Source organism: Thermomonas aquatica (assembly GCF_006337105.1).
GTDB lineage: Bacteria > Pseudomonadota > Gammaproteobacteria > Xanthomonadales > Xanthomonadaceae > Thermomonas > Thermomonas aquatica.
The window spans coordinates 373,813-396,994 of the sequence record NZ_CP040871.1 but is presented as its reverse complement, the minus strand read 5'-3'; the positions used below and the strand labels follow the sequence as shown (position 1 = coordinate 396,994).

Here is a 23,182-nt window from a genome sequence, read left to right as displayed (position 1 = left end):
TCAAGAGAGCAAGAGCATGTCCATCGATTCCCAGAAAGTCATCAACGAACACAAGCGCGGCGACAACGACACCGGTTCGCCGGAAGTGCAGGTCGCCCTGCTGACCGCCCGCATCGAGCTGCTGACCGAGCACTTCAAGACCCACAAGCAGGACCACCACAGCCGTCGTGGCCTGCTGATGATGGTCAACCGCCGTCGCAGCCTGCTCGACTACCTGCACCGCAAGGATGCGGAGCGTTACAAGGCGCTGATCCAGAAACTCGGCCTGCGTCGCTGATCGAAACACCCGCCGCGGCGCAGTGATGCGCCGCGGTTTTTTTTGCGGCACGTCGTTCTTGCGGTAACGAAACACATTCATCGCGGCCAAGCCGCATTCCCGCATCGCACCGCGATGCAGCGCACGGAGCGGGGCTCCGCTGCGTCGACGATAAAGACATCAAGGATTCCCAAGTGGCGAAGATCAGTAAGAGCTTCCAGTACGGCAACCAGACCGTCACCCTCGAAACCGGCGAGATCGCGCGCCAGGCCGGCGGCGCGGTGATGGTGTCCTGCGACGGCACTGTCGTGTTGTGCACCGCGGTGGCGGCCAAGACCCAGCGCGAAGGCCAGGACTTCTTCCCGCTGACCGTGGACTACCAGGAGAAGTTCTACGCCGGCGGCCGCATCCCGGGCGGCTTCTTCAAGCGCGAAGGCCGCGCGACCGAGAAGGAAACCCTGACCAGCCGCCTGATCGACCGCCCGATCCGCCCGCTGTTCCCGGAAGAGTTCAAGAACGAAGTGCAGGTGATCGCGACGGTGATGTCGCTGAACCCGGAAATCGACGGCGACATCCTGGCGCTGATCGGCTGCTCGGCCGCCGTCGCCCTGACCGGCGCCCCGTTCCAGGGCCCGATCGGCGCCGCCAAGGTCGGCTACAAGGACGGCCAGTACCTGCTCAACCCGACCGTCAGCGAGCTGAAGGAATCGCAGCTTGAGCTGGTCGTCGCCGGCACCAGCGAAGCCGTGCTGATGGTGGAATCCGAAGCCGCCGAGCTGTCCGAGGACGTGATGCTGGGCGCGGTGATGTTCGGCCACAAGCACATGCAGGTCGCCATCAACGCGATCAACGCGCTGGTCACCGAAGTCGGCAACAAGAGCTGGGACTGGCAGGCGCCGGCCAAGAACGAAGCGCTGATCAGCGCGGTCAAGGAAGCCGTGGGCGACCAGCTGGCCGCCGCCTTCCAGGTGCGCGACAAGCTGCAGCGCCGCGACGCCATCAGCGCGATCAAGAAGGACGTGCTGGGTGCGCTGGCGCCGCGCGCCGAAAGCGAAGGCTGGAAGGCCGCCGACCTGGGCAAGGAATTCGGCGAGCTGGAATACCAGACCATGCGCGGCTCGGTGCTCGACACCAAGGTCCGCATCGACGGCCGCGCGCTCGACACCGTGCGCCCGATCGCCTCCAAGGTCGGCATCCTGCCGCGCGTGCACGGCTCCTCGCTGTTCACCCGCGGCGAGACCCAGGCGATCGTCGCGGTCACCCTCGGCACCGCGCGCGACGGGCAGATCATCGACGCGGTCGGCGGCGAGTACAAGGAACACTTCCTGTTCCACTACAACTTCCCCCCGTACTCGGTGGGCGAAGCCGGGCGCATGATGGGCCCGAAGCGTCGTGAAATCGGCCACGGCCGCCTGGCCAAGCGCGGCGTGCTGGCGGTGATGCCGACCATGGAAGCCTTCCCGTACACCATCCGCGTGGTTTCCGAGATCACCGAGTCGAACGGTTCCTCGTCGATGGCCTCGGTCTGCGGTTCCTCGCTGGCGCTGATGGACGCGGGCGTGCCGGTCAAGGCGCCGGTCGCCGGCATCGCGATGGGCCTGGTCAAGGAAGGCGACAACTTCGTCGTGCTGTCCGACATCCTCGGCGACGAGGATCACCTCGGCGACATGGACTTCAAGGTGGCCGGCACCAGCAACGGCATCTCCGCGCTGCAGATGGACATCAAGATCCAGGGCATCACCGAGGAGATCATGAAGGTCGCGCTGGCGCAGGCCAAGGCCGGCCGCCTGCACATCCTGGGCGAGATGGCCAATGCGCTGACTGCGCCGCGCGGCGAGCTGTCCGAGTTCGCGCCGCGCCTGCTGACCATCAAGATCCACCCGGACAAGATCCGCGAAGTGATCGGCAAGGGCGGTTCGGTGATCCAGGCGATCACCAAGGAGACCGGCACCCAGATCGACATCCAGGACGACGGCACCATCACCATCGCCTCGGTCAACGCCGCCGCCGGCCAGGCCGCCAAGGCGCGCATCGAGCAGATCACCAGCGACGTCGAGCCGGGCCGCATCTACGAGGGCAAGGTCGCCAAGCTGATGGACTTCGGTGCGTTCGTCACCATCGCCCCGGGCAAGGACGGCCTGGTGCACGTCTCGCAGATCTCCAACGACCGCGTCGAGAAGGTCAGCGACGTGCTCAAGGAAGGTGACGTGGTCAAGGTCAAGGTGCTGGAAGTCGACAAGCAGGGCCGCATCCGCCTGTCGATGAAGGCCGTGGCCGAGGGCGAGGGCGCGCCGGCCTAAGCCAGGCCGCACCGCGCTCCACGCGTAAAGCGGGCTTCGGCCCGCTTTTCGTTTGTGCGCCGGCGGCTCCGCACGCGGCCCGGAAACGCCTGGCGGGCTGGCCGGCGATGGGATCGCGTCGTGCGATCGGCCGGCGCTAACCGTTGTCGTCGGGGTGCCGCAGCTTCCACGCCGCCAGCGCCTTCGCATAGCCCTCCAGCGCCTCGGCATAGAGGTCGTGCACGCAGACCGGGCAACCGCTGTCGCAGCAGTCGGAAGGCAGGGGCCGCTCCGGTGGTTGCGGGCGTGGGTCCGGATCGGCGCTGGTCAGGGGACTGGTCATGCGCTGGCTTCGCTGGCGTCATGCCGATTATCCATGCGTCGCGATGGCGCCGCTTGCGGCCTGCGCGGCGAACCGCTCCAATGCGGCATGCGCTCGCACGCCAGGCCAGGAGTCACCCGTCGCGGCCTGCTCGCCGGCAGCGCCGGTTTGTTCGCGCTGGCGGCCTTGCCGCCGCGCGCGCGGGCGGCCGCGCGCTGCGCCATCGCCGACTGGATCCCCGGCGATGCCTTCCTGCAGGACCTGCCGCGGCAGATGCAGGCGCTCGGCGTGCCCGGCATCGCCATCGCGGTGGTGGAGGTGGGCGCGCTGGCATGGTCGCGCTGCTTCGGGGTGACGCATGCCGAACGCGGCACGCCGGTCGATGACGGGACGTTGTGGGAAGCGGCATCGCTGAGCAAGCCGGTGTTCGCCTACGCCGTGCTGCAACTGGTCGATCGCGGCCAGCTTGGGCTGGATGTGCCGCTGGTGGAATACGCCCGCCCCGACTACCTCGGCGAATCGCCATGGATCGAGCGCATCACGGTGCGCGACGTGCTGCGCCACACCACCGGCCTGCCGAACTGGCGCAAGGATCCGGCGAACGAGAAGCTGGTGCCTGCGGTCGCGCCGGGCACGCGCATCGACTATTCCGGCGAGGCCATCGTCTGGTTGCAGCTGGCGGTGGAGGCGGTGACCGGCGAAAGCCTCGACCAGACCATGCACAGGCTGCTGTTCGATCCCGCCGGCATGCGCGACAGCAGCTATGGCTGGGATGCCGCGATGGCCGCGCGTTCCGTGCATGGCCATCGCGCGCCGGATGATGCGCAGCCGGGCAAGCCGCCACAGGGCTTGCGCGAAGCCTGGGACGCGGCACAGCCGATCGCCGAACGCTGGGGCAAGCCGCTGTCCGCGTGGCGCTATGCCGACGCCGAGCGCGCCATGCCGCTGGCGCGTGCCCACGCGAAGCCCGGCGTGGTGAACTGGCCCAGCGACATCCTCGCCAACGCCGCGGCGAGCCTGCGCTGCACGGTGCAGGACTACGCGCGCTTCATGGCGCTGATGGTGCATGCGCAGCCCGCCGCGTGGGAGCTTCGTCCGGAGACGCGCAAGGCGATGCTGACCCCGCAGATCGCCTTGCCCGGGCGATGGACGGAAAAGGGCCTGGGCTGGAACATCGAAAGCACGCAGTACGGCCCGGTGCTGTATCACTCGGGCAGCAATGCCGGCGTGTTCAAGACCTTCGCCTTGGGCGATGCCGCGCGACAGCGGGCGCTGGTGGTCATGACCAACGCCGCCAACGGCAACCTGTTGTACCGACGCGTGGTGCGCGCGGCGACCGGCCTCGATCTGCTCGCGTTCGACGTCTGACGCGGCGCTGCGCGGCGATCAGCCGCGCTTCAATCCCTTCAAGGCATCCGCCATCGCGCTGTTGAACGGCGCGGCTTGTTGCTGCGGCGGGCGCGCCGGGTTGCCGCGCGCACGGTCATGGCCGCGCCCGCCATCGCGTCGCGCCTCGCGATCCGCAGGCGGCCGCGACGTGGATTGGCCGGGCTCGTCGCCCATGCGCCGGGTCAACGCGATGCGCTTGCGCGCCACGTCGACCTCCAGCACCTTGACCTTGACGATGTCGCCGGCCTTCACCACCTCGCGCGGATCCTTCACGTAGGTATCGGACAGCGCGGAGATATGCACCAGGCCGTCCTGGTGCACGCCGATGTCGACGAAGGCGCCGAACGCGGCCACGTTGCTGACCACGCCTTCCAGCACCATGCCGGGGCGCAGGTCCTTGATGTCCTCGATGCCCTCGGCGAAGGTCGCGGCCTTGAATTCGGGGCGCGGATCGCGGCCGGGTTTTTCCAGCTCCTTCAGGATGTCGCGCACGGTGGGTTCGCCGAAACGCTCGTCGGTGAACTGCGCGGGCTTCAGGCCGCGCAGGAACGCGGCATCGCCGATGATCTGCCGCACCTGCTTGCCGCTGCCTTTGATGATGCGCTCGACCACAGGATAGGCTTCCGGATGCACGGACGAGGCATCCAGCGGCTGCTCGCCATCGGCGATACGCAGGAAGCCGGCGCATTGCTCGAAGGTCTTGTCGCCGAGGCGCGGCACCTTCAGCAGCGCCTTGCGCGAGGCGAACGCGCCGTGCTGGTCGCGGTACACCACGATGTTCTCGGCCACCGTGGACGACAGGCCGGACACGCGCGTCAGCAGCGCCGCCGACGCGGTATTCACGTCCACGCCGACCGCGTTCACGCAGTCCTCCACGCGCGCATCCAGCGCCCGCGCGAGGCGGTACTGGTCGACGTCGTGCTGGTACTGGCCCACGCCTATCGCCTTCGGCTCGATCTTGACCAGTTCCGCCAGCGGATCCTGCAGGCGGCGCGCGATGGAGACCGCACCGCGCAGCGAGACGTCGAGGCCGGGGAATTCCTTCGCCGCCAGCTCCGAGGCCGAATACACCGAGGCGCCGGCTTCGCTGACCACGATCTTCTGCATCTTCTGCTCGGGCACCAGCTTGAGCAGGTCGCCGGCCAGCTTGTCGGTCTCGCGCGATGCGGTGCCGTTGCCGATGGCGATCAGCTGCACGCCATGCGCGATGCACAGCTTGCGCAACGCCGCCAGCGACTGGTCCCACTGCCGGCGCGGCTCATGCGGATAGATGGTATCGGTGGCGACCAGCTTGCCGGTGGCATCGACCACCGCGACCTTGACGCCGGTGCGCAGGCCGGGATCGAGGCCGAGCACCGCCTTCGGCCCGGCCGGCGCGGCCAGCAGCAGGTCCTTGAGGTTGTCGCCGAACACCGCGATGGCTTCCGCCTCGGCTTTCTCGCGCGCCTGGTTGAACAGGTCGAGCAGCAGGTGCAGGTGGATCTTCGCGCGCCAGGTCAGGCGCACCACATTGCGCAGCCAGGCATCGGCAGGACGGCTGCGATCGTCGATGCCGGCATGCCGGGCGATGCGGCCTTCGGCATACAGATTGCCGGCTTCGGCATCGCTGCCGGGATCGAGTTCGAGGAACAGGAATTCTTCGCGACGCCCGCGGAACAGGGCGAGCAGGCGATGCGAGGGAATCTTCGACAACGGTTCGGCGTGGTCGAAATAGTCGCGGTATTTCTCGCCGGCGAGTTCCTTGCCCTCGACCACCTTCGAACGGATCTGGCCGTTGGCTTCCAGCCAGCCGCGCAGCTCGCCGAGCAGGGCGGCGTCTTCGCCCCAGCGTTCCATCAGGATCGCGCGCGCGCCTTCCAGCGCGGCCTTGGCATCGGCCACGCCCTTGTCGGCATCGACGAAGGACGCGGCGAATGTCTCGGGGACTTGCGAAGGATCGGCGAGGAGGCCATCGGCCAATGGCTCGAGGCCGGCCTCGCGGGCGATCTGCGCGCGGGTGCGGCGCTTGGGCTTGTACGGCAGGTACAGGTCTTCGAGGCGCGATTTGCTGTCGGCGGCCTCGATCTCGCCGCGCAGTTCGTCGCTCAGCTTGCCCTGTTCGTCGATGCTGGACAGGATCGCGGCGCGACGTTCCTCCATCTCGCGCAGGTAACCCAGACGCGTTTCCAGGTTGCGCAGCTGGGTATCGTCCAGGCCGCCGGTGACTTCCTTGCGGTAGCGGGCGATGAAGGGCACGGTCGCGCCTTCGTCGAGCAGGCCGACGGCGGCGTTGACTTGCGCGGTCTGCGCGCCGATCTCGTCGGCGATGGTCTGGGCGATCTTGCGGGCGAGCGCGGCGGACAACTGGGTCATGGAGTGCGGGGTCATCGACTGCGGAACAGAACCGCAATTGTCGCCGCCGCGTCCGGCCTGCGTAAGCTTGACAGGCCTGCGGAAATCCCTGCGGTCAGGCCGCCAACAGGCGCGGCTTGCGCATCGACACGAACAGCCCCAGCCCGATGCCGAGCACCGACATCATCGCGATGTAGTGCATCGGCGCGGCCGGATCGTCCTTGATCGCCAGGCTCAGCAGCACCGGCGTGAGCCCGCCGGCGATCGCATAGGCCACGTTGTAGGCGAACGACAGCCCGGAGAAACGCACCTGCGGCGGGAAGCCGCCCACTGCGATCCCCGGCACCAATGCGGTGATCCCGACGGCGGCGCCGGCCAGCATGTACAACCACGGCGAATACGCGCCGGCCAGCGCCGCGCTGTAGAACAGCCAGAACGCGATGCCGAGCAGCACGCTCCACAGCAGCAACACGCGTCCGGCGCCGAAGCGATCCGCCAGCCAGCCGGCGACAAGATTCGCGATGACCGTCGCGCAGATCGCCAGCGTGTTGCCGGCCAGCGCATCGGCGCGCGATACGCCCAGGCCCTGCAGCAGGGTCGGCATCATCAGCAGGGTGACCACCACCGCGGCGGTGAGCAGCCAGGTCAGCAGCATCGCCAGCAGCACCGCGCTGCCGTGTTCGCGCAGCACGGTCTTCAGCGGCAGGCCTGCGTCCAGCGCGCGGCGTTCCTTCATCTCGGCGAACACCGGGGTTTCGTGCAGCTGCCGGCGCACGACCATCGCCAGCAGGCCGAGCACGCCGCCGATCACGAACGGCAACCGCCACGCCCAGGCCAGCACTTCGTTTTCATCGAACGACGCATTGATCACGCGTGCCACCAGCGAACCGAGCAGGATGCCGCTGCACAGCCCGGCCGACAGCGCGCCGCAGGCGAACAGGCGGTGCCGCGGCGACACGTGTTCGCTGACGAACACCCACGCGCCCGGCGCTTCGCCGCCGATCGCCGCGCCCTGCATGATCCGCAGCAACAGCAGCAGAATCGGCGCCAGCACGCCGACGCTGGCGTAGGTCGGCAGCAGGCCCATCAGCAGGGTCGGGATCGCCATCAGCAGGATGCTGAGCATGAACATGCGCTTGCGCCCGGACAGGTCGCCGAAATGCGCCATCACGATCCCTCCCAGCGGCCGTGCCAGGTAGCCGGCGGCGAAGATGCCGAAGGTCTGCACCAGCTTGAGCCACTCGGGCATGTCGGCGGGGAAGAACAGCGCGCCCATCGTGGTCGCGAAGAACACGAAGATCACGAAGTCGTAGAACTCCAGCGCGCCGCCCAGGGCGGCGAGGGAGAGCGTCTTGAACTGGGCGCGGGTCAGGCCCGGGACGGAGGCATTCATCCGCCTAGCGTAGGCGAACGGGGCACCGCCTGCGTAGTGTTGGCCGGCATGCGGAATCGGGCGGGGCATCGTGCAACACTTGCGGCTTGGCCGGGTGAAGGGGACAAGCGATGCGGATGCGTGCAGCGGTGCGGATGACGGGGCTGGCGATCGCGCTGGCGTGCGCGGGTGGCGCGATGGCGCAGGTCGCGCCGATGACGCCCGACATCACCGGCAAGAAATTCGTCGCGCCGGAGCCGCAGCGCGACTTCATCAAGCGCGTGGAGATGGTCCCGATGCGCGACGGGGTCAAGCTCTACACCGTCATCGTCATCCCGAAGGGCGCGCAGAACGCGCCGATCCTGTTCACCCGCACGCCGTACAACGCGGCCAAGCGCGCCGACCGCGTGCCGAATGCCACCCGCATGGTCGACCTGCTGCCGCAAGGCGATACCGACTTCGTCGAGGACGGCTATATCCGCGTATTCCAGGACGTGCGCGGCAAGTACGGCTCGCAGGGCGACTACGTGATGACCCGGCCGCCGCGCGGGCCGTTGAACAAGACCGGCATCGACCATGCCACCGATGCCTGGGACAGCATCGACTGGCTGGTCAAGCATGTGCCGGAAAGTAACGGCCGGGTCGGCATGCTGGGCTCCTCGTACGAGGGTTTCACTGTGGTGATGGCGCTGCTGGATCCGCACCCGGCGCTGAAGGTGGCGGCGCCGGAAAGCCCGATGATCGACGGCTGGATCGGCGACGACTGGTTCCAGAACGGCGCCTACCGGCAGATCAACCTGGGCTATTTCACCGGGCAGATGACCGCGCGCGGCGAAGGCAGCGAGATCGCGCGCGCCGGCAACGACGACTACAGCAATTTCCTGCGCGCGGGCTCGGTGGGCGATTACGCGCGCGCCGCCGGCCTCGACCAGATCCCGGCCTGGCACAAGGTCAGCCAGCATCCCGCCTACGACGCGTTCTGGCAGCTGCAGGCGCTGGACAAGCTGCTGGCCGCGTTGCCGGAGATCAAGGTGCCCACGATGTGGGAGCAGGGCCTGTGGGACCAGGAGGACATGTACGGCGGCAACCACGCCTGGGCCGCGCTGGAAGCCAAGGACGCCGACAACACCCGCAACCACCTCGTCATCGGGCCGTGGCGGCACAGCGGCGCGAATTACGATGGCAGCAGCCTGGGCGACCTCAGGTTCGACGGCGATACCGCGCGGCAATGGCGGCGCGACGTGCTCAAGCCGTTCTTCGACCAGTACCTGAAAGCGGGTGCGGCAGCCGCCAACACGCCGCCGGTGTGGATCTACGACGCCGGCAGCAACCGCTGGGACAGCTACCAGCACTGGCCGCAGGCCTGTGCGCAGGGCTGTGCGAAAACCTCGGTGCCGCTGTACCTGCACGCCGACGAATCGCTGGACGGCAAGGCACCGGCGGCGGGCGGCGCGCAATACGCCGAGTACGTCTCCGATCCCGCCAAGCCGGTGCCGTTCGTGCCGCGTCCGGTGGACATGGACGATCGCGCGACCTGGACCACCTGGCTGGTCCGCGACCAGCGCTTCGTCGATGGCCGCACCGACGTGCTCACCTACACGAGTGCGCCGCTCAAGGCGCCGCTGGCGTTGGCCGGCGTGCCGGTGGCGAACCTGTTCGCCTCCACCTCGGGCAGCGACAGCGACTGGGTGGTGAAGCTGATCGACGTGTATCCCGACCAGTACCCGGACGATCCGAAGATGGCCGGCTTCGAGTTGCCGATCGCGATCAGCATCTTCCGCGGGCGCTATCGCGAGGGCTTCGCCACGCCGAAGCCGCTGCAGGCGGATGCGCCGCTGGCCTACGGCTTCGACCTGCCGAACGTGAACCACGTGCTCAAGCCCGGGCATCGCCTGATGGTGCAGGTGCAGTCCAGCCTGTTCCCGCTGTACGACCGCAATCCGCAGACCTATGTCGACAACATCTTCTTCGCCAGGCCGGGCGATTACCGCAAGGCCACCCAGCGGATCTGGGCGACGCCGGGACAGGCCAGTTTCATCAGCCTGCCGGTGGTGTCGGGCGCGCTGCCCTAGTCAGGCGAACAGGTCGTCCTGCGCGCGCGCGCCGTCGGGCGCGGCGAACCCGGCGAGCCCGGCGCCGACCAAGCGGTAGAGCGTGCGCGCGGGCAGCTCGACGCGCTCGCGCAGCGCGCAGGCGATGTCGGCGAAGGCTAGTTCGGAGGTTGGCGGGTCCGCCGTGGTCAGGCTGCGGGTCAGGGTGCGGAAGTCGGAGGTCTTCAGCTTCAGCACCACCGTGCGCGCGATCCGGTCCGGATGCTGCTGGCGCTCGCGCAGGTAGCCGGCCCAGGCCTTGGCGGCCAGGCGCCGGATATGCGGCTCCAGTTCGGCGAGCGGCAGGTCGCGCTCGAAGGTGTCCTCGGCGGAGATCTGCAGGGTCGGGCGTTCGCGTTGCACTTGGCGTTCGTCGATGCCCTGCGACAGTTCGTGCAGCCGCCGGCCCCAGCGGCCGAAGCGTTGTTCCAGCGCCTCGGCGCCGAGCCCGCGCAGGTCGGCGCAGCTGGCGATGCCGAGTTCGGCCAGCTTGCCTTCCATCACCTTGCCCACGCCTGGCAGCTTGCCGACCGCCAGCGGGGCGAGGAACGCATCGACCATCGCCGGCTTCAGCACGAACTGCCCATCCGGCTTGTTCCAGTCGCTGGCGATCTTGGCCAGGAACTTGTTCGGCGCGATGCCGGCGGAGGCGGTGAGCTGCGTCTCCTCGCGGATCGCGTCGCGGATATTGGTGGCGATGGCGGTGGCGCTGCCGAGGTCCTGCTTGGGCGCGGTCACGTCGAGGTAGGCTTCGTCCAGCGACAGCGGTTCGATCAGGTCGGTGTGGCGCTCGAAGATCCCGCGCACCTGTTTCGACACCGCCTTGTAGCGGACGAAGTCCGGCGGCACGAAGATCGCGTCCGGGCACAGGCGCTCGGCGCGCACCGCCGGCATCGCCGAGCGCACGCCGAACACGCGCGCTTCGTAGCTGGCGGCGCAGACCACCGAACGCGCGCCGCGCCAGGCCACCACCACCGGCTTGCCGCGCAACGCGGGATCGTCGCGCTGCTCCACCGACGCGTAGAACGCGTCCATGTCGACGTGGATGATCTTGCGCTGCGGGGCCTCGCTCACACCCGGAATTCTACGGATGTCGCGTCGCGCGATCAGCGCCAGAACGGGATGGCGTCGTAGCCGGGGTCGGGGGCATCCTTGTCCGGCTCGCGATCCGTTCGCGGCGGGCGCGCGATGTGCAGTTCGTGGCGGCCGCGGGCCAAACCGCGGACGTCGATCATCGCCAGCAGTGCAGGACGGTCCGTGCGCGGGTCGCTGGCGATTTCGTAATGCAGGCCGGCCACGGGTTTGCCGTCCAAGCTGGCGTCGCGCAGGCGTTGCAGGCATGCCAGGCGCTCGGTTGCCTGCTGCGCTTCCGACGCGGTTTGCACGCTTGCGCAACTGCGTCGCATGGCGGGTTCGTCGAACCTTGGGCGATAGGGCACCACAAGTTTGAGGTAGGGGCCGGCAACCACGGCGGACTGGATGTACGGGGTGGCGGGATCGCGGGCGGGATCGCGCTGGTCGTCGTAGTGCGCGGCGTCGACCGACCGGGTTTCCGCTTGCGGGAACAGTGCGTAGTTGCCAAGCAGGTCCGGCTTGCTGAGCATCGCCAATGACATGACGGAGCCGACCAGCGCTACGAACATGACCGCCGTCGTCAGCAGGATGGCCTTGCGGTCGCCGCCATGGCTGGCAAGCAAGGCCATGATCGTGTTGTTGCTGCGGCTGAACCCGATGCGGGTATAGCCCCGCAACAGCGTGCGCGCAACCTTGCGCGATCGGGCATCGGCTGGCCACCGCGGGGCCAGGTAGCGGTCGAGCAGGATCAACACGCTATACGGCACCATCACCAGGCAGAAGACCATGATCATGGTCTTCAAGGCATCAATGCGACCATGACTCATGGCGGCGGCGAGCACGCCCATGCCGTACGCCGTGGTGGCCACCACGGCGATGCCGGCCAGCATCGTCGCCAGCATCACCCCGATCGCAAAGACCGTGGTCGCGAGGTTGTCCGCGCGTTCGATGCGCTCCGGGATCGACGTATCACTTGCCTCCTCGATCTCGCGCTGGATCGGCCCCATATCCAGTGCATCGAGCCGGATCCCGTCTGGATGGACCGAATGCATGCCCACCAATGCGATCCAACGTGCACGCAACAACAGGTGCAGGACGAAGGTGACGGCCAGGATCAGTGCGGCACTTTTCGCGTAGATGTAGACCAGCTTCAGGAGTTCGCGCCAGTCGCCCCCGAACCGCGGCTCCAGAGCGAACAGCGCATCGTCCAGTTGCCCCGGTAGTTGCAGCATGGCGAACACCGCCACGCCGGAAATCAGCAGCTCCACTTCCCAGGTCGGCGTGGTGCGGTTGGAGAGCGCGTGGGGAGTGGTTGGTTCGTTCATGGCCCGGCATGGTGCGGGCCATGGCGCGGACTGGCAAGGGTCAGACGACGCCGAACGCGTAGAACAGGCCGATCACCACGAACACCGCCATGGTCTTGATGCAGGTGATCGCGAAGATGTCCTTGTACGCCTGCCGGTGGGTCAGGCCGGTCACCGCCAGCAGGGTGATCACCGCGCCGTTGTGCGGCAGGGTGTCCATGCCGCCGGAGGCCATCGCGGCGACGCGATGCAGCACCTCCATCGGGATGCCGGCGGCGTTGGCGTTGGCGATGAAGGTCTCGGCCATCGCCGCCAGCGCGATGCTCATGCCGCCGGAGGCGCTGCCGGTGATGCCGGCCAGCGCGGTGACGGTGACCGCCTCGTTGACCAGCGGGTTCGGGATCGAACCCAGCGCATTGGCGACCACCAGGAAGCCGGGCAGGGCCGCGATCACCGCGCCGAAGCCGTATTCCGAGGCGGTGTTCATGCCGGCCAGCAAGGCGCCGCCGATCGCCGACTTGCTGCCTTCGGCGAAACTGGCGGCGACCGGCTTCCACGCGAACAGCAGCACGCAGGCGATGCCGGCGAGCAAGGCGCCTTCCACAGCCCATACCGCGGCGACCTTCGACACTTCCTGCACCACCGGCGCGGCGCTGCCGATCACCGCGGGATCGAAGCTGGTGCTCTCGCCATAGGCGCTCGGAATCCACAACGTGAGCAGCTTGTTGACGATGCCGACCACCAGCAGCGGCGCGATCGCGACCAGCGGGTTGGCCAGCTTGCCGCCGGCGAAGGCGACCGGCTCGTTCACCAGGGTGGCGGCATCGCCATAACCTTCGCCGGCCTTCAGTGCGGCGCGGCGGCGCCAGTCGAGGTAGAGCAGGCCGACGATCAGGATGAACACCCCGCCCAGCGTGCCCAGCACCGGCGCGGCCCAGGTATCGGTGCCGAAGAAGGTGGTCGGGATGATGTTCTGGATCTGCGGCGTGCCCGGCAGCGCGTCCATGGTGAAGGTGAAGGCCCCCAGGGCGATCGTGCCCGGGATCAGGCGTTTGGGGATGTCCGACTGGCGGAACAGTTCCGCCGCGAACGGGTACACCGCGAACACCACCACGAACAGCGACACGCCGCCGTAGGTGAGCAGGGCGCAGACCGCGACGATGGCGAGGATCGCCCGTTGCGCGCCGACCAGCCGGATCGTCGCGCTGACGATGGACTTGGAGAAGCCCGAAAGCTCGATCACCTTGCCGAAGATGGCGCCGAGCAGGAACACCGGGAAGTACAGCTTGAGGAAGCCGACCATCTTGTCCATGAACAGGCCGGTGAACATCGGCGCCACCAGCTGCGGGTCGGTCAACAGCACCGCGCCCAAGGCCGCGACCGGCGCGAACAGGATCACGCTGTAGCCGCGGTAGGCCACGAACATCAGGAAGCAGAGCGCGGCGAGGACGACTAGGAATTCGAAAGCGGGGAAAGCCATTGCGGCCCCGTGGGCATCGGTCAGGGCTGCGAGTGTCGGCGCCATCGCCGCCGCGGCCCATTGTCCTAACGTCCAATGCCCGCCCCGCCGCGAACTGCCTAACGTGCGCACAACGGCGGCATGAGTCCGCGGATTGGATGTGCCCTCAGGAGGGGAACGATGAAGCGCAAGCAATTGAGTCTGGCGATCCATGGCGTGCTGGCGGTGTCGATGCTGGCCATCGCGATGCCGGCATTCGCCCAGGATGCGGGGGCATCCGCGCAAGGCGAGAAGAAGGCGACCACGCTGGAGGCGGTGAAAGTCACCGCGCGCAAGCGCGAGGAAACCCTGCAGGACGTGCCCGTCGCGGTCACCGCGTTCACCGCGGATGCGCTGGACAAGCTCGATGTCGAGGACCTGTCCGACCTCGATGCGCAGGTGCCGAACCTGACCATCTACGCGGCGCGCGGCTCCAGCAGCACGCTGACCGCCTACATCCGCGGCGTCGGCCAGTCCGACCCGCTGTGGGGCGTGGACCCGGGCGTCGGCATCTACATGGACGACGTCTACATCGCCCGCCCGCAGGGCGCCTTGCTCGACGTGTTCGACGTCGACCGCATCGAGGTGCTGCGCGGCCCGCAGGGCACCCTGTACGGCAAGAACACCATCGGCGGCGCGATCAAGTACATCTCCAAGGGCCTGCGCCCCGACTTCAACGGCTACGGCTCGGTCACCGTCGGCAACTACGGCCAGCGCGACTTCAAGGCCGCGGTCGGCGGCGGCTTCGGCGGCAGCGAATTCCTGCGCGGGCGCATCTCCGTGGCCGACCTGCACCGCGACGGCTTCGGCGAGAACCTGGTCACCGGCGCCCAGGTCAGCGACAAGAAGATCCGCGCGTTCCGCGCCAACCTCGGCGCCTACGTGACCGATGCGGTGGACCTGCAGTTCGCGCTGGACCACGTCGACGACAGTTCCGGCGTGCGCGGCGCGCAGATGCTGGCGGCGAACCCGTTCAATTCGCTCCCGGCGTACGGCGGAACCGGCGCCAAGCCGCCGCTGGCGGACCGCTACGACGTGCGCAACGGCATGCCCAACGTCAACGACACCACCCTCAGCGGCGCGTCGGCCACGGTCAACTTGCGCCCGAACGAGGATTGGACGTTCAAGTACGTGCTCGCCAAGCGCGAGTCGGACACCGAGACCAACATCGACTTCGACACCACCCAGGACAAGATCGCCGACGTCAAGGCGTTCTACAGCGACCAGCAGGTCAGCCACGAACTCCAGGCCAACTACGATGCCGGCGGCCGCGCGCGCGGGGTGATGGGCATCTACATGTTCGACGGCGAGGCCGGCGGCCAGGTGCTGAACAACTTCTACAACCTGCTGTTCGGCGACACCCATGGCGTCGTCTACACCGAGAGCTTCGCCGCCTACGCGGACTGGACGTTCGACGTGAGCGACAAGTTCCGGGTCGATGCCGGCCTGCGCTGGACCAGCGAGGACAAGCACGCGATCGTGCGCAACATCAGCTACACCGACGCCACCTTCACCCGCCCGACCGGCGCGGTGGCGGCGAGCTTCGACAAGACCATCAACTTCAAGAACCTGTCGCCGAAGATCTCGCTGGACTACCAGGTCACCCCGGACATCATGGTGTACGGCCTGGCCTCGCGCGGCTTCAAGTCCGGCGGCTTCAACATCCGCGCGAACGCCACCGCGGTGCCGCGCACCGCCGATCCGTTCCAGGACGAGCAGGTCGACAGCTACGAGGTCGGCAGCAAGATGGGCCTGTTCGACCAGCGCCTGTTCCTGAACCTGTCCGCGTTCCACAACAAGTACAAGGACATCCAGCTCTCGATCTTCACCGAGTACACCACCGCGCAGAACACCAAGGCCTTCATCGGCGACTTCACCAACGCGGGCGAGGGCACGGTCAACGGCTTCGAGGCCGAGTACCAGTGGCTGGCGACGGACCACTTCACCGTCTCGGGCAACCTGGCCTGGCTGGACGCGAAGTTCGACACCTACATGTTCAAGAACGTCAACATCGCCGACCAGCAGCCGTTCACCAACGCCCCGGACTTCTCCGGCGCGCTGAACATGGAATACCACACCGACCTCGGCGCGGCCGGCAGCCTGTCGGCGCGCGTCGGCTATTCGTACCAGAGCGAGGTCACCGCCACCACCGAGATCCTGCGCGACCCGGTGACCGGCGTGCTCACCCAGCCGATCACCCAGGACGGCTATGGCCTGGTCGGCGCCGGCGTGATCTGGAAGCCGAACGCCGCGTGGACGGTCTCCCTGCAGGGCAGCAACCTGGCCGACAAGGCCTACAAGACCACCGGCTACGTGATCCCGGCACTCGGCGTGCGCACCGGCTTCTACGGCCCGCCGCGCCAGTACAGCCTGAGCGTGCGCTACGACTTCTGATCTTCGCGGTACCACGCAGGTCAGGCGGCGGCGGGCTTCGGCCCGCCGTCGCGTTATGCTCGCCGACGAATGCTGATCGATGACGAATGCCCGCCGACATGGCTGAAGGTGGCGCGATGCTGAGCGTCGCGGCGGTCGTCATCGCGGCGCTGTCCTGGCTCGGCCTGCTGTTCGGCACCGGCCTGTACGCGGAACGCCATCCGCGCGTGTTCGCGAAGCATTGGCGCCACGTCTACGCGCTGTCGCTGGCGGTGCACTGCACCTCGTGGACGTTCTACGGCACGGTCACCCAGGCCGCGCGCTACGGCTGGCCGCTGCCGCCGACCTTCATCGGCGCGATCCTGTTCTACGCGCTCGCGGTGTTCTTCATGATCCGGCTGGTGCGGCTGGCGCGCGAGAGCAATGCCACCTCGCTGGCCGACCTGATCGCCACCCGGCTCGGCAAGGACGCCTGGCTGGCGGCCACGGTGACGCTGGTGACGGTGCTCGGCCTGATCCCCTACATCGCGCTGCAGCTGCAGGCGATCACCATGAGTTTCTCGACCCTGACCGTGGGCCCCGACGCGGCCACCGACGGCGCGCCGCCGGTCTGGCGCGACGGTGCGCTGTACGTCGCGCTGGCGATGGCGCTGTTCGCGATCGTGTTCGGCACCCGCCGCGCGAGCGCCGCCGAACACAACCGCGGACTGGTGCTGGCGATCGCCTTCGAGTCGATGTTCAAGCTGCTGGCGATGCTCGCGCTGGGCGGCTTCGTCTGGTTCGGCCTGCGCGAACTGCCCGCCGCCGCGCACGCGCTGCCCGCGCAGCCGGCCGGCGGGTTCGTGCCGCTGGTGATCCTCGGGACCCTGGCGATGTTCCTGATGCCCCACCAGTTCCACGTCGGCGTGGTCGAGTGCCGCGAGGAAAGCGACGTGCGCACCGCGCGCTGGCAGTTTCCGTTGTACCTGCTGCTGATCGCCTTGCCGGCGCTGCCGCTGGCGCGCGCGGGCATGGCCCAGTTCGGCGACCGCGTTCCCTCGGACATGTACGCGCTGGCGTTGCCGCTGGCCCAGGGCAACCAGGCCATCGCCTTGCTGGTGTTCCTCGGCGGCCTGAGCGCGGCCACCGGCATGGTCATCGTCGGCACCCTGGCGATGAGCCTGATGATCGGCAACCACTGGTTCGCGCCCGGCCTGTTGCGCGGCGCCTGGGCGCGCGGGATCGGCGATGGCGGGCGCGGCGACCATCGCGGCGACCTGCTGCTGCTGCGGCGTGCCGGCATCGTCGCGATCATGCTGCTCGGCTGGGCCTACAGCCGCCTGCTCAGCGGCAACGAAGCGCTGGCCGACGTCGGTGCGGTCTCGTTCTCCGCCTTGGCCACCTTGGCGCCGGCCCTGGCGTTCGCGGTATGGCGCCCGCAGACCCCGGCCAGCGCCGCCACCGCGGGCGTGCTCGCCGGCTTCGTGGCGTGGTCGTGGGTGATGCTGGTGCCGATGATCGCCGCCACCGCGGGCGCGGATCCTGCGTGGCTGCGCGAAGGCCCGTTCGGCCTGCACTGGCTGGCGCCGGAGGCCTTGTTCGGCCTCACCGGCTGGAGCCGGCTGGGGCGTGCGGTGGGGGCGAGCCTGTTCGTCGGCAGCGCGGTCACGTTGACGTTCGCGGCCACGCGCGCCGCGCCGCATCGCCGCGAGGCGCGCGGCTCCGACCTGCAGACCCTGCGCAATGCCGGCCGGCGCTTCCTGCCGCCGCAACGGGTGGACGAGTTGTTGCGCAACGCGCCGGCGAACGGCGCGGTGCCGCTGGCGATCGAATCGCGGCTGGAGCACGAACTGGCGGCGATCCTCGGCAGCGCATCCGCGCGCCTGCTGCTGGACGCCGCGCGCCGCGACGCCGCGGTCAGCGACCAGCATGGCGCCGATCGCCGCGGCGCCGACCTCGATACCGTCGCCGCCATCGTCGGCGAGGCCAGCGAAGACCTGCGCTTCAACCAGCGCGTGCTGGAGGCGGCGTTGGAGAACATGTCGCAGGGCATCAGCGTGGTCGATGCCGGGCTGCGGCTGGTCGCCTGGAACAAGCGTTACGCGGAACTGTTCGGCTTCCCGCCGGGGATGCTGCGGGTCGGGCTTCCGATCGCCGAGGCCTCGGCCTGGGCGCTGCGCGAAGTGGCAGGCATCGAGCGCCAGGACGATGCGCTGCAGCGCCGCCTCGACCACATGCGCGCCGGCAGCACGCACCTGTCGGAACGGGTGTTTCCCGACGGCAGCATCATCGAGATCCGCGGCAACCCGATGCCGGGCGGCGGCTTCGTCGCCACCTTCACCGACGTCACCGCCTTCCGCGAGGCGGAAACCGGCTTGATGCGGATCAACGAAACCCTGGAGCAACGCGTCGACGAGCGCACCGCGCTGCTGGAATCCGCCAAGCGCGAGGCGGAACACGCCAACGACGCGAAGAGCCGCTTCCTCGCCGCCATCGGCCACGACCTGCTGCAGCCGCTGCACGCCGCGCACCTGTTCGCCGATACCCTGCAGCAGCGCGGCGATGGCGAGCAGCGCGCACTGGCGATGCAGATCTGCGGCGCGCTGGATTCCACCACCGACCTGCTGACCACCTTGCTCGACATGTCGCGGCTGGAAGCGGGCGGGCTGGTGCCGGAACCGCGTGCGTTCCCGCTGGGCGACGTGCTGGAACCGCTGGTTGCGCAGTTCGGGGTCATCGCCGCCGAACGCGGGCTGCGCCTGCGCCATGTGCCCACCCGCGCCTGGGTGCGCAGCGACCCGCAACTGCTGCGCCGCGTGCTGCAGAACTTCCTGGCCAATGCGTTGCGCTACACCGAAGCCGGCGGCGTGCTGCTCGGCGTGCGCCGGCATGGCGATGCCTTGCGGATCGAAGTGCACGACACCGGGCCGGGCATCGATGCCGGCCAGCGCGAGGCGATCTTCGAGGAGTTCCGCCGCGGCGACGATGCGCCGGGGCAGGGCCTCGGCCTGGGCCTTGCCATCGCCAGGCGGATCGCCGGCCTGCTCGGTTCCGGGGTGCGCCTGCGCAGTGTCCCCGGGCGCGGCAGCGCGTTCGCCATCGATGTCGCGCGCGCCAGCGCCGCGCATCCGCAGCATCCTTCGCCACGCGGCCTGGCCGGCCTGCGCGTGCTGATCGTCGACAACGAAGCGCAGGCGCTGGATGCGCTGGCCGGGGTGCTGCGCAGCTGGGGCTGCGAGGTGGTCGCCGTCGGCGATGGCGATGCGGCCGCCGCCGCGCTGGCATCGAGCCCGTGCGCACTGTGGATCTTCGACTACCACCTCGACGCCGGCGACGACGGCGTGGCGCTGCATGCGCGCCTCGCCGGACGCCACGGCGCGCCGCCGTGCCTGATCCTCAGCGCCGACCAGACCGGCGCGGTGCGCATGGCCGCGCAGGAAGCGGGCTTGCCCTTGCTGATGAAACCCTTGCGGCCGTTGGCATTGAAATCGGTGCTGGACCGGATGCTGGCGGCGCGGGCGGTGGGCTAGCCGGCCTCCGCTCCAGCGGATGCGCTAGAGCGCCGGCAACAGGTCGTGGGTGAGCAACTTCAAGGTCAGCTGGTGCGGCTGGCGCTCGTTGTAGTTGCTGGTGGTGATCACGACCACCGCCCGCCTGGCGGGCAGCAGGAACACCGCGTTGCCGCCGGTGCCGGCCATGGTGGGAAGCGTGAGGGTCGAGTCGCCGGACGGGATCTTCATCAGCCACCACAGGTAGCCGTAGTCGGCGTCGTCGCGCGCCCTTGCCTGTGCGCCGATCGAGCGGCGCACTCAATCCGCCGGAATGAGCTGCTTGCCATCGTGGCGGCCATCGTCCAGGTACAGTTGGCCGAGCTTCCACAGGTCGCGGGTGCGCAGGCCCAATCCGCCCCCGGCCTGGGCCAGGCCCAGCGGCGAGAACTGCCATTCGGGCGCCTGGATGCCCAGCGGATCGAACAGCCGGCGCTGCGCGTAGGCCTGCAACGGCTCGTGCACCGCGCCCTGGATCGCCTCGCCCAGGGCGGTCACGCCCGCGGTGCAATAGCGGAAGCTCCGCCCGTGCGGCGAGTCGGCCGGCTTCGGCAACCATGCGGGGAAGCCCTGCACGGGCAGGTCCGCATAGAACTGCACCCAGTCCTCGACCAGGTACATGCGTTCCTCGTTGCCGCGCGAGAACTGGTTCTCGTCGTCGCATTCGACCAGCGAGGACATCGTCAGCAGGTCCTCGACGGTGATCGCGTCCTTGCGCGGATCCGGATTCAGCATCCGCGCGTGGCGTTGCGTCGGCAGCAGGTCGAAGATCCGCGAGCCGCGCGACATGCGTCCGTCGGCAACCGCGAGTCCGGCCAGCATCCCGGCCACGGTCTTGGTCGCCGAGCGGGTGTTGCGGCGCGCCTCGGCACCGGCGGCGTCGTACACCACCTTGCCGTCGCGGGCGACCAGAATGCTGGTGATGGCCTTGTAATCGCCGCGCTCGACGGCCTGCGGTACGACCTGAGTCTCGGCCTGCGCTACGGCGGCGAGCAGTTCAACCAGCTCGACAACAGCGACATCCACGGCCGCGCCTATACCGGAACCAGCCCGTTCCTGGTGGCCGATGCGCGCTTGCGCTATCGCCACGATGCGCATTGGAGCGCGGCGCTGGGAGTGGACAACATCGGCGCGCAGACCTACTGGAACTTCCATCCGTACAACCAGCGGACCTGGATGCTGGAGCTGCGCCATGACCGCTAGCGGCCGCAGCGGCGCGGAGCGGGCCGCGTCCGGAGTTCAGGCGGCCAGCCGGATCGCCGTTTTCCCGATCGTCCGCAGCGCGGCCTCGACCCGCGCGGTCAATGGATGGCCGTAGTTGACGCGGATGCAGGCGCCGAAACCGCGCGACGCGGAGAACATCGGGCCGGGCGCGATGCTGATGCCCGCCGCCATCGCCTTGTCGTGCAGCGCGAGGGCATCGACCGCGCCGGGAAGCTCGAGCCACAGGAAGTAGCCGCCGCTCGGCCGGCTCACCTTGGTGCCGGCCGGGAAATGACGGCCGATCGCATCGATGTATTCGTCGCGGTTCTTGCGCAGCGACAACCGCAGTCCGCGCAAATGCCGCTCGAAGCTGCCGCGCTCCAGGTATCTGGCGATGCCGAGCTGCCCGGGCATCGAGGTCGCCAGCGAGGTCGTCAGTTTCTGGTAGGTGACCTGCTTGAGGAACCGCCCCGGGCTGGTCCAGCCCACGCGGTAGCCCGGCGCCAGCGTCTTGGAGAACGAACTGCAGTGCATGACCCAGCCGTCGCCGTCGAAGCCCTTGGTCGGCGTCGGCCTGCGGTTGTCGAAATACAGCTCGCCGTACACGTCGTCTTCGATCAGCGGCAGCCGGTGGCGCGCGACCAGCGCCGCCAGCGCGTGCTTCTTGGCTTCGCTCATCGCGCTGCCGAGCGGGTTCTGGTAGTTGGTCATCAGCCAGCAGGCGGCGGGCCGATGGCGGGCGATGGCGGCTTCCAGCGCATCGAGGTCGATGCCGTCGCGCGGGTCGGTGGCGACTTCCACCGCATGCAATCCGAACCGCTCCAGCGCCTGCAGGCAGGCATAGAAGCAGGGCGATTCGACCAGCACGGCATCGCCCGGCTTGCACACGGCGCTCAGGCACAGGTTCAACGCTTCCATCGCGCCGTTGGTGACGACGATGTGTTCCGGCCTGATGTGGATGCCATCGACCAGGTAGCGCAACGCGATCTGCTGGCGCAGCGCGTGGCTGCCCGGCGCGAGCTCGCTGACCGTGGACCAGGGGTCGAGTTGCGACATCGCGACGGCGGTCGCCCGGCCCAGGCGTTCGAATGGGAACAGCAGCGGGCTCGGGAATGCCGAGCCCAGCGGCACCACGTCGCGCGTCATCGCCGATTCGAGGATCCGCACCACCAGCTCGCTGATCACCACCGGGCGGGCTTCGCCATCCGGCTTCGAGGCGGTTTCCGGTTCCGGCGGCAATGCCTTCGCGCCGTGCGCCACGTAATAGCCGGAACGATCGCGGGCGCGGATCAGGCCCTTGGCCTCGAGCAGGTAGTACGCCTGGAACACCGTGGCCGGGCTGAGGTGCCGGCTGGCGCTGGCCCGCCGCACCGAGGGCAGCTTGTCGCCGGGTTTGAGGGTTCCGTTCCGGATCGATGCGGCGATATCCGCCGCGAGGGCTTGGTAGCGCTTCATGGCAACTGGCCGCAAGATCAACTGATATGGTTTTTCCAGCAAAAACTGATGCGGGAAAAACTGTTATGAACGGCCTAGGCTAGCACCTGGTTCAAACCGGTGTGCGCCAAGCCGTGAACGAGACCGTCCAGCTCAATCTCGCCTTCATCCTGTTCCTGCCGTGGTACCTGATCCTGGCGGCCCTGTACTGGGCGTTTCCGCGCCAGCCGCGCACCCTGGTACGGTGGGCCTTCGACGTCGCCAGCCTGGCGCTGGCGAGCCTGGCCACCCTCGCCAGCACGCAGTGGAGCTACCGCCACGCCGACGCCTCGGTCGACGCGATCTGGCCGCAGGTGCTGGCCACCGCGGTGTCCTACGGCGTCTTCCTCGGGGTGATGACCGCTGCCTGTTTCCTGCGCAATCGCCTGATCGTCGCGCCCCACGCGGCCCGCCTCGGCAAGGGCGCGCCGAATAACCGCCTGTCCGGAGCTAGCCCATGAAGACCCTGGTCATCGTCGCGTTCCTCGTCCTCATCCTCTACAACCTCGGCGCCGGCCTGTACTACATGGTTGCCGACCAGGGCACGACCAAGCGCACGGTCAATGCGCTGACCAAGCGCATCGGGTTGTCGGTGGTGCTGATCCTGCTGGTCTGCGCCGGCATCGCCAGCGGCTACATCCAGCCGCACGGCATCAACGTCGGCTGAGCCCGGCTTCGCGCGCGCGGCGCT

Annotated in this window: 18 protein-coding genes; 9 read left to right on the top strand and 9 right to left on the bottom strand. The window is 68.6% G+C overall.

The genetic code is table 11. The annotated features are described in order from the left end of the window. Positions 1-16 precede the first annotated feature (16 nt). The gene (gene rpsO, locus FHQ07_RS01830) at positions 17-277 is read left to right on the top strand and encodes a 30S ribosomal protein S15 (RefSeq protein ID WP_139715075.1); all 261 of its coding nucleotides are present in this window, start codon (positions 17-19) and stop codon (positions 275-277) included. Positions 278-450: 173 nt separating this feature from the next. Next, on the top strand, positions 451-2,556 hold the full coding sequence (gene pnp / locus FHQ07_RS01825) for a polyribonucleotide nucleotidyltransferase (protein ID WP_139715074.1): 2,106 nt from the start codon (positions 451-453) through the stop codon (positions 2,554-2,556). Positions 2,557-2,692: 136 nt separating this feature from the next. Here the strand turns inward: pnp and FHQ07_RS01820 are convergent, their stop codons facing one another. Then, a complete protein-coding gene (locus FHQ07_RS01820) occupies positions 2,693-2,878 on the bottom strand; it encodes an oxidoreductase-like domain-containing protein (protein WP_139715073.1) in 186 nt (61 codons plus the stop codon). An 87-nt stretch (positions 2,879-2,965) separates the two neighbouring features. Here FHQ07_RS01820 and FHQ07_RS01815 point away from each other — a divergent pair, with 87 nt between their 5' ends. Beyond that, the gene (locus FHQ07_RS01815; RefSeq protein WP_206202336.1) at positions 2,966-4,225 is read left to right on the top strand and encodes a serine hydrolase domain-containing protein; all 1,260 of its coding nucleotides are present in this window, start codon (positions 2,966-2,968) and stop codon (positions 4,223-4,225) included. 18 nt (positions 4,226-4,243) lie between these two features. On the opposite strand, the gene FHQ07_RS01810 is transcribed toward FHQ07_RS01815, so the two are convergent. Continuing rightward, positions 4,244-6,598 (bottom strand): Tex family protein, encoded by a 2,355-nt coding sequence (locus tag FHQ07_RS01810; RefSeq protein ID WP_139717825.1) that lies wholly within the window; start codon positions 6,596-6,598, stop codon positions 4,244-4,246. Positions 6,599-6,692: 94 nt separating this feature from the next. Beyond that, positions 6,693-7,970, bottom strand: coding sequence for an MFS transporter (locus tag FHQ07_RS01805; protein WP_139715072.1), 1,278 nt, complete (start codon positions 7,968-7,970; stop codon positions 6,693-6,695). Between the two features lie 116 nt (positions 7,971-8,086). Between FHQ07_RS01805 and FHQ07_RS01800 the strand changes: the two genes are divergently transcribed. Then, positions 8,087-10,021 carry a CocE/NonD family hydrolase gene (locus FHQ07_RS01800; RefSeq protein WP_425476955.1) on the top strand — a complete coding sequence of 645 codons (1,935 nt, stop codon included), beginning with the start codon at positions 8,087-8,089 and terminating at the stop codon, positions 10,019-10,021. Here FHQ07_RS01800 and dinB read toward each other — a convergent pair whose 3' ends face one another. From dinB to FHQ07_RS01790, 3 genes are read right to left on the bottom strand one after another with little or no spacing between them, the layout of a single operon-like run. Beyond that, the gene (dinB, locus tag FHQ07_RS01795; protein ID WP_277871804.1) at positions 10,022-11,113 is read right to left on the bottom strand and encodes a DNA polymerase IV; all 1,092 of its coding nucleotides are present in this window, start codon (positions 11,111-11,113) and stop codon (positions 10,022-10,024) included. Between the two features lie 32 nt (positions 11,114-11,145). Beyond that, on the bottom strand, positions 11,146-12,438 hold the full coding sequence (locus FHQ07_RS14480) for a hypothetical protein (protein WP_240703526.1): 1,293 nt from the start codon (positions 12,436-12,438) through the stop codon (positions 11,146-11,148). A gap of 40 nt (positions 12,439-12,478) precedes the next feature. Next, positions 12,479-13,897: a GntP family permease gene (locus FHQ07_RS01790; RefSeq protein WP_139715069.1), complete on the bottom strand. Its 1,419-nt coding sequence runs from the start codon at positions 13,895-13,897 to the stop codon at positions 12,479-12,481. 159 nt (positions 13,898-14,056) lie between these two features. Between FHQ07_RS01790 and FHQ07_RS01785 the strand changes: the two genes are divergently transcribed. After that, a complete protein-coding gene (locus FHQ07_RS01785; protein ID WP_139715068.1) occupies positions 14,057-16,309 on the top strand; it encodes a TonB-dependent receptor in 2,253 nt (750 codons plus the stop codon). 116 nt (positions 16,310-16,425) lie between these two features. Further along, positions 16,426-19,797, top strand: coding sequence for a PAS-domain containing protein (locus tag FHQ07_RS01780; protein WP_139717823.1), 3,372 nt, complete (start codon positions 16,426-16,428; stop codon positions 19,795-19,797). 24 nt (positions 19,798-19,821) lie between these two features. Here the strand turns inward: FHQ07_RS01780 and FHQ07_RS14435 are convergent, their stop codons facing one another. Both FHQ07_RS14435 and FHQ07_RS14430 read right to left on the bottom strand, forming a co-directional pair. Continuing rightward, positions 19,822-20,076, bottom strand: coding sequence for a hypothetical protein (locus FHQ07_RS14435; RefSeq protein WP_206202335.1), 255 nt, complete (start codon positions 20,074-20,076; stop codon positions 19,822-19,824). Beyond that, positions 20,077-20,841: a serine hydrolase domain-containing protein gene (locus tag FHQ07_RS14430; protein ID WP_240703525.1), complete on the bottom strand. Its 765-nt coding sequence runs from the start codon at positions 20,839-20,841 to the stop codon at positions 20,077-20,079. Positions 20,842-20,874: 33 nt separating this feature from the next. Here FHQ07_RS14430 and FHQ07_RS14655 point away from each other — a divergent pair, with 33 nt between their 5' ends. Continuing rightward, positions 20,875-21,018 (top strand): hypothetical protein, encoded by a 144-nt coding sequence (locus FHQ07_RS14655; protein WP_168191402.1) that lies wholly within the window; start codon positions 20,875-20,877, stop codon positions 21,016-21,018. Between the two features lie 36 nt (positions 21,019-21,054). Here the strand turns inward: FHQ07_RS14655 and FHQ07_RS01770 are convergent, their stop codons facing one another. Next, positions 21,055-22,473 carry an aminotransferase-like domain-containing protein gene (locus tag FHQ07_RS01770; RefSeq protein ID WP_139715067.1) on the bottom strand — a complete coding sequence of 473 codons (1,419 nt, stop codon included), beginning with the start codon at positions 22,471-22,473 and terminating at the stop codon, positions 21,055-21,057. 113 nt (positions 22,474-22,586) lie between these two features. Between FHQ07_RS01770 and FHQ07_RS01765 the strand changes: the two genes are divergently transcribed. Next, a complete protein-coding gene (locus FHQ07_RS01765; protein WP_206202332.1) occupies positions 22,587-22,952 on the top strand; it encodes a hypothetical protein in 366 nt (121 codons plus the stop codon). Then, positions 22,949-23,158 carry a twin transmembrane helix small protein gene (locus tag FHQ07_RS01760; protein ID WP_139715066.1) on the top strand — a complete coding sequence of 70 codons (210 nt, stop codon included), beginning with the start codon at positions 22,949-22,951 and terminating at the stop codon, positions 23,156-23,158. The genes FHQ07_RS01765 and FHQ07_RS01760 overlap by 4 nt, the downstream gene beginning before the upstream one ends. Positions 23,159-23,182: the final 24 nt, after the last annotated feature.

What these genes read in the sequence shown, in the direction of transcription:
- FHQ07_RS01760 (WP_139715066.1), top strand. Translation starts at nt 22,949, where the DNA reads ATGAAGACCCTGGTCATCGTCGCGTTCCTCGTCCTCATCCTCTACAAC.
- FHQ07_RS01805 (WP_139715072.1), bottom strand. Translation starts at nt 7,970, where the DNA reads ATGAATGCCTCCGTCCCGGGCCTGACCCGCGCCCAGTTCAAGACGCTC.
- FHQ07_RS14480 (WP_240703526.1), bottom strand. Translation starts at nt 12,438, where the DNA reads ATGAACGAACCAACCACTCCCCACGCGCTCTCCAACCGCACCACGCCG.
- FHQ07_RS01790 (WP_139715069.1), bottom strand. Translation starts at nt 13,897, where the DNA reads ATGGCTTTCCCCGCTTTCGAATTCCTAGTCGTCCTCGCCGCGCTCTGC.
- FHQ07_RS01815 (WP_206202336.1), top strand. Translation starts at nt 2,966, where the DNA reads ATGCGCTCGCACGCCAGGCCAGGAGTCACCCGTCGCGGCCTGCTCGCC.
- FHQ07_RS01800 (WP_425476955.1), top strand. Translation starts at nt 8,087, where the DNA reads ATGCGTGCAGCGGTGCGGATGACGGGGCTGGCGATCGCGCTGGCGTGC.
- rpsO (WP_139715075.1), top strand. Translation starts at nt 17, where the DNA reads ATGTCCATCGATTCCCAGAAAGTCATCAACGAACACAAGCGCGGCGAC.
- FHQ07_RS01780 (WP_139717823.1), top strand. Translation starts at nt 16,426, where the DNA reads ATGCTGAGCGTCGCGGCGGTCGTCATCGCGGCGCTGTCCTGGCTCGGC.
- FHQ07_RS01770 (WP_139715067.1), bottom strand. Translation starts at nt 22,473, where the DNA reads ATGAAGCGCTACCAAGCCCTCGCGGCGGATATCGCCGCATCGATCCGG.
- FHQ07_RS01810 (WP_139717825.1), bottom strand. Translation starts at nt 6,598, where the DNA reads ATGACCCAGTTGTCCGCCGCGCTCGCCCGCAAGATCGCCCAGACCATC.
- FHQ07_RS01785 (WP_139715068.1), top strand. Translation starts at nt 14,057, where the DNA reads ATGAAGCGCAAGCAATTGAGTCTGGCGATCCATGGCGTGCTGGCGGTG.
- FHQ07_RS01820 (WP_139715073.1), bottom strand. Translation starts at nt 2,878, where the DNA reads ATGACCAGTCCCCTGACCAGCGCCGATCCGGACCCACGCCCGCAACCA.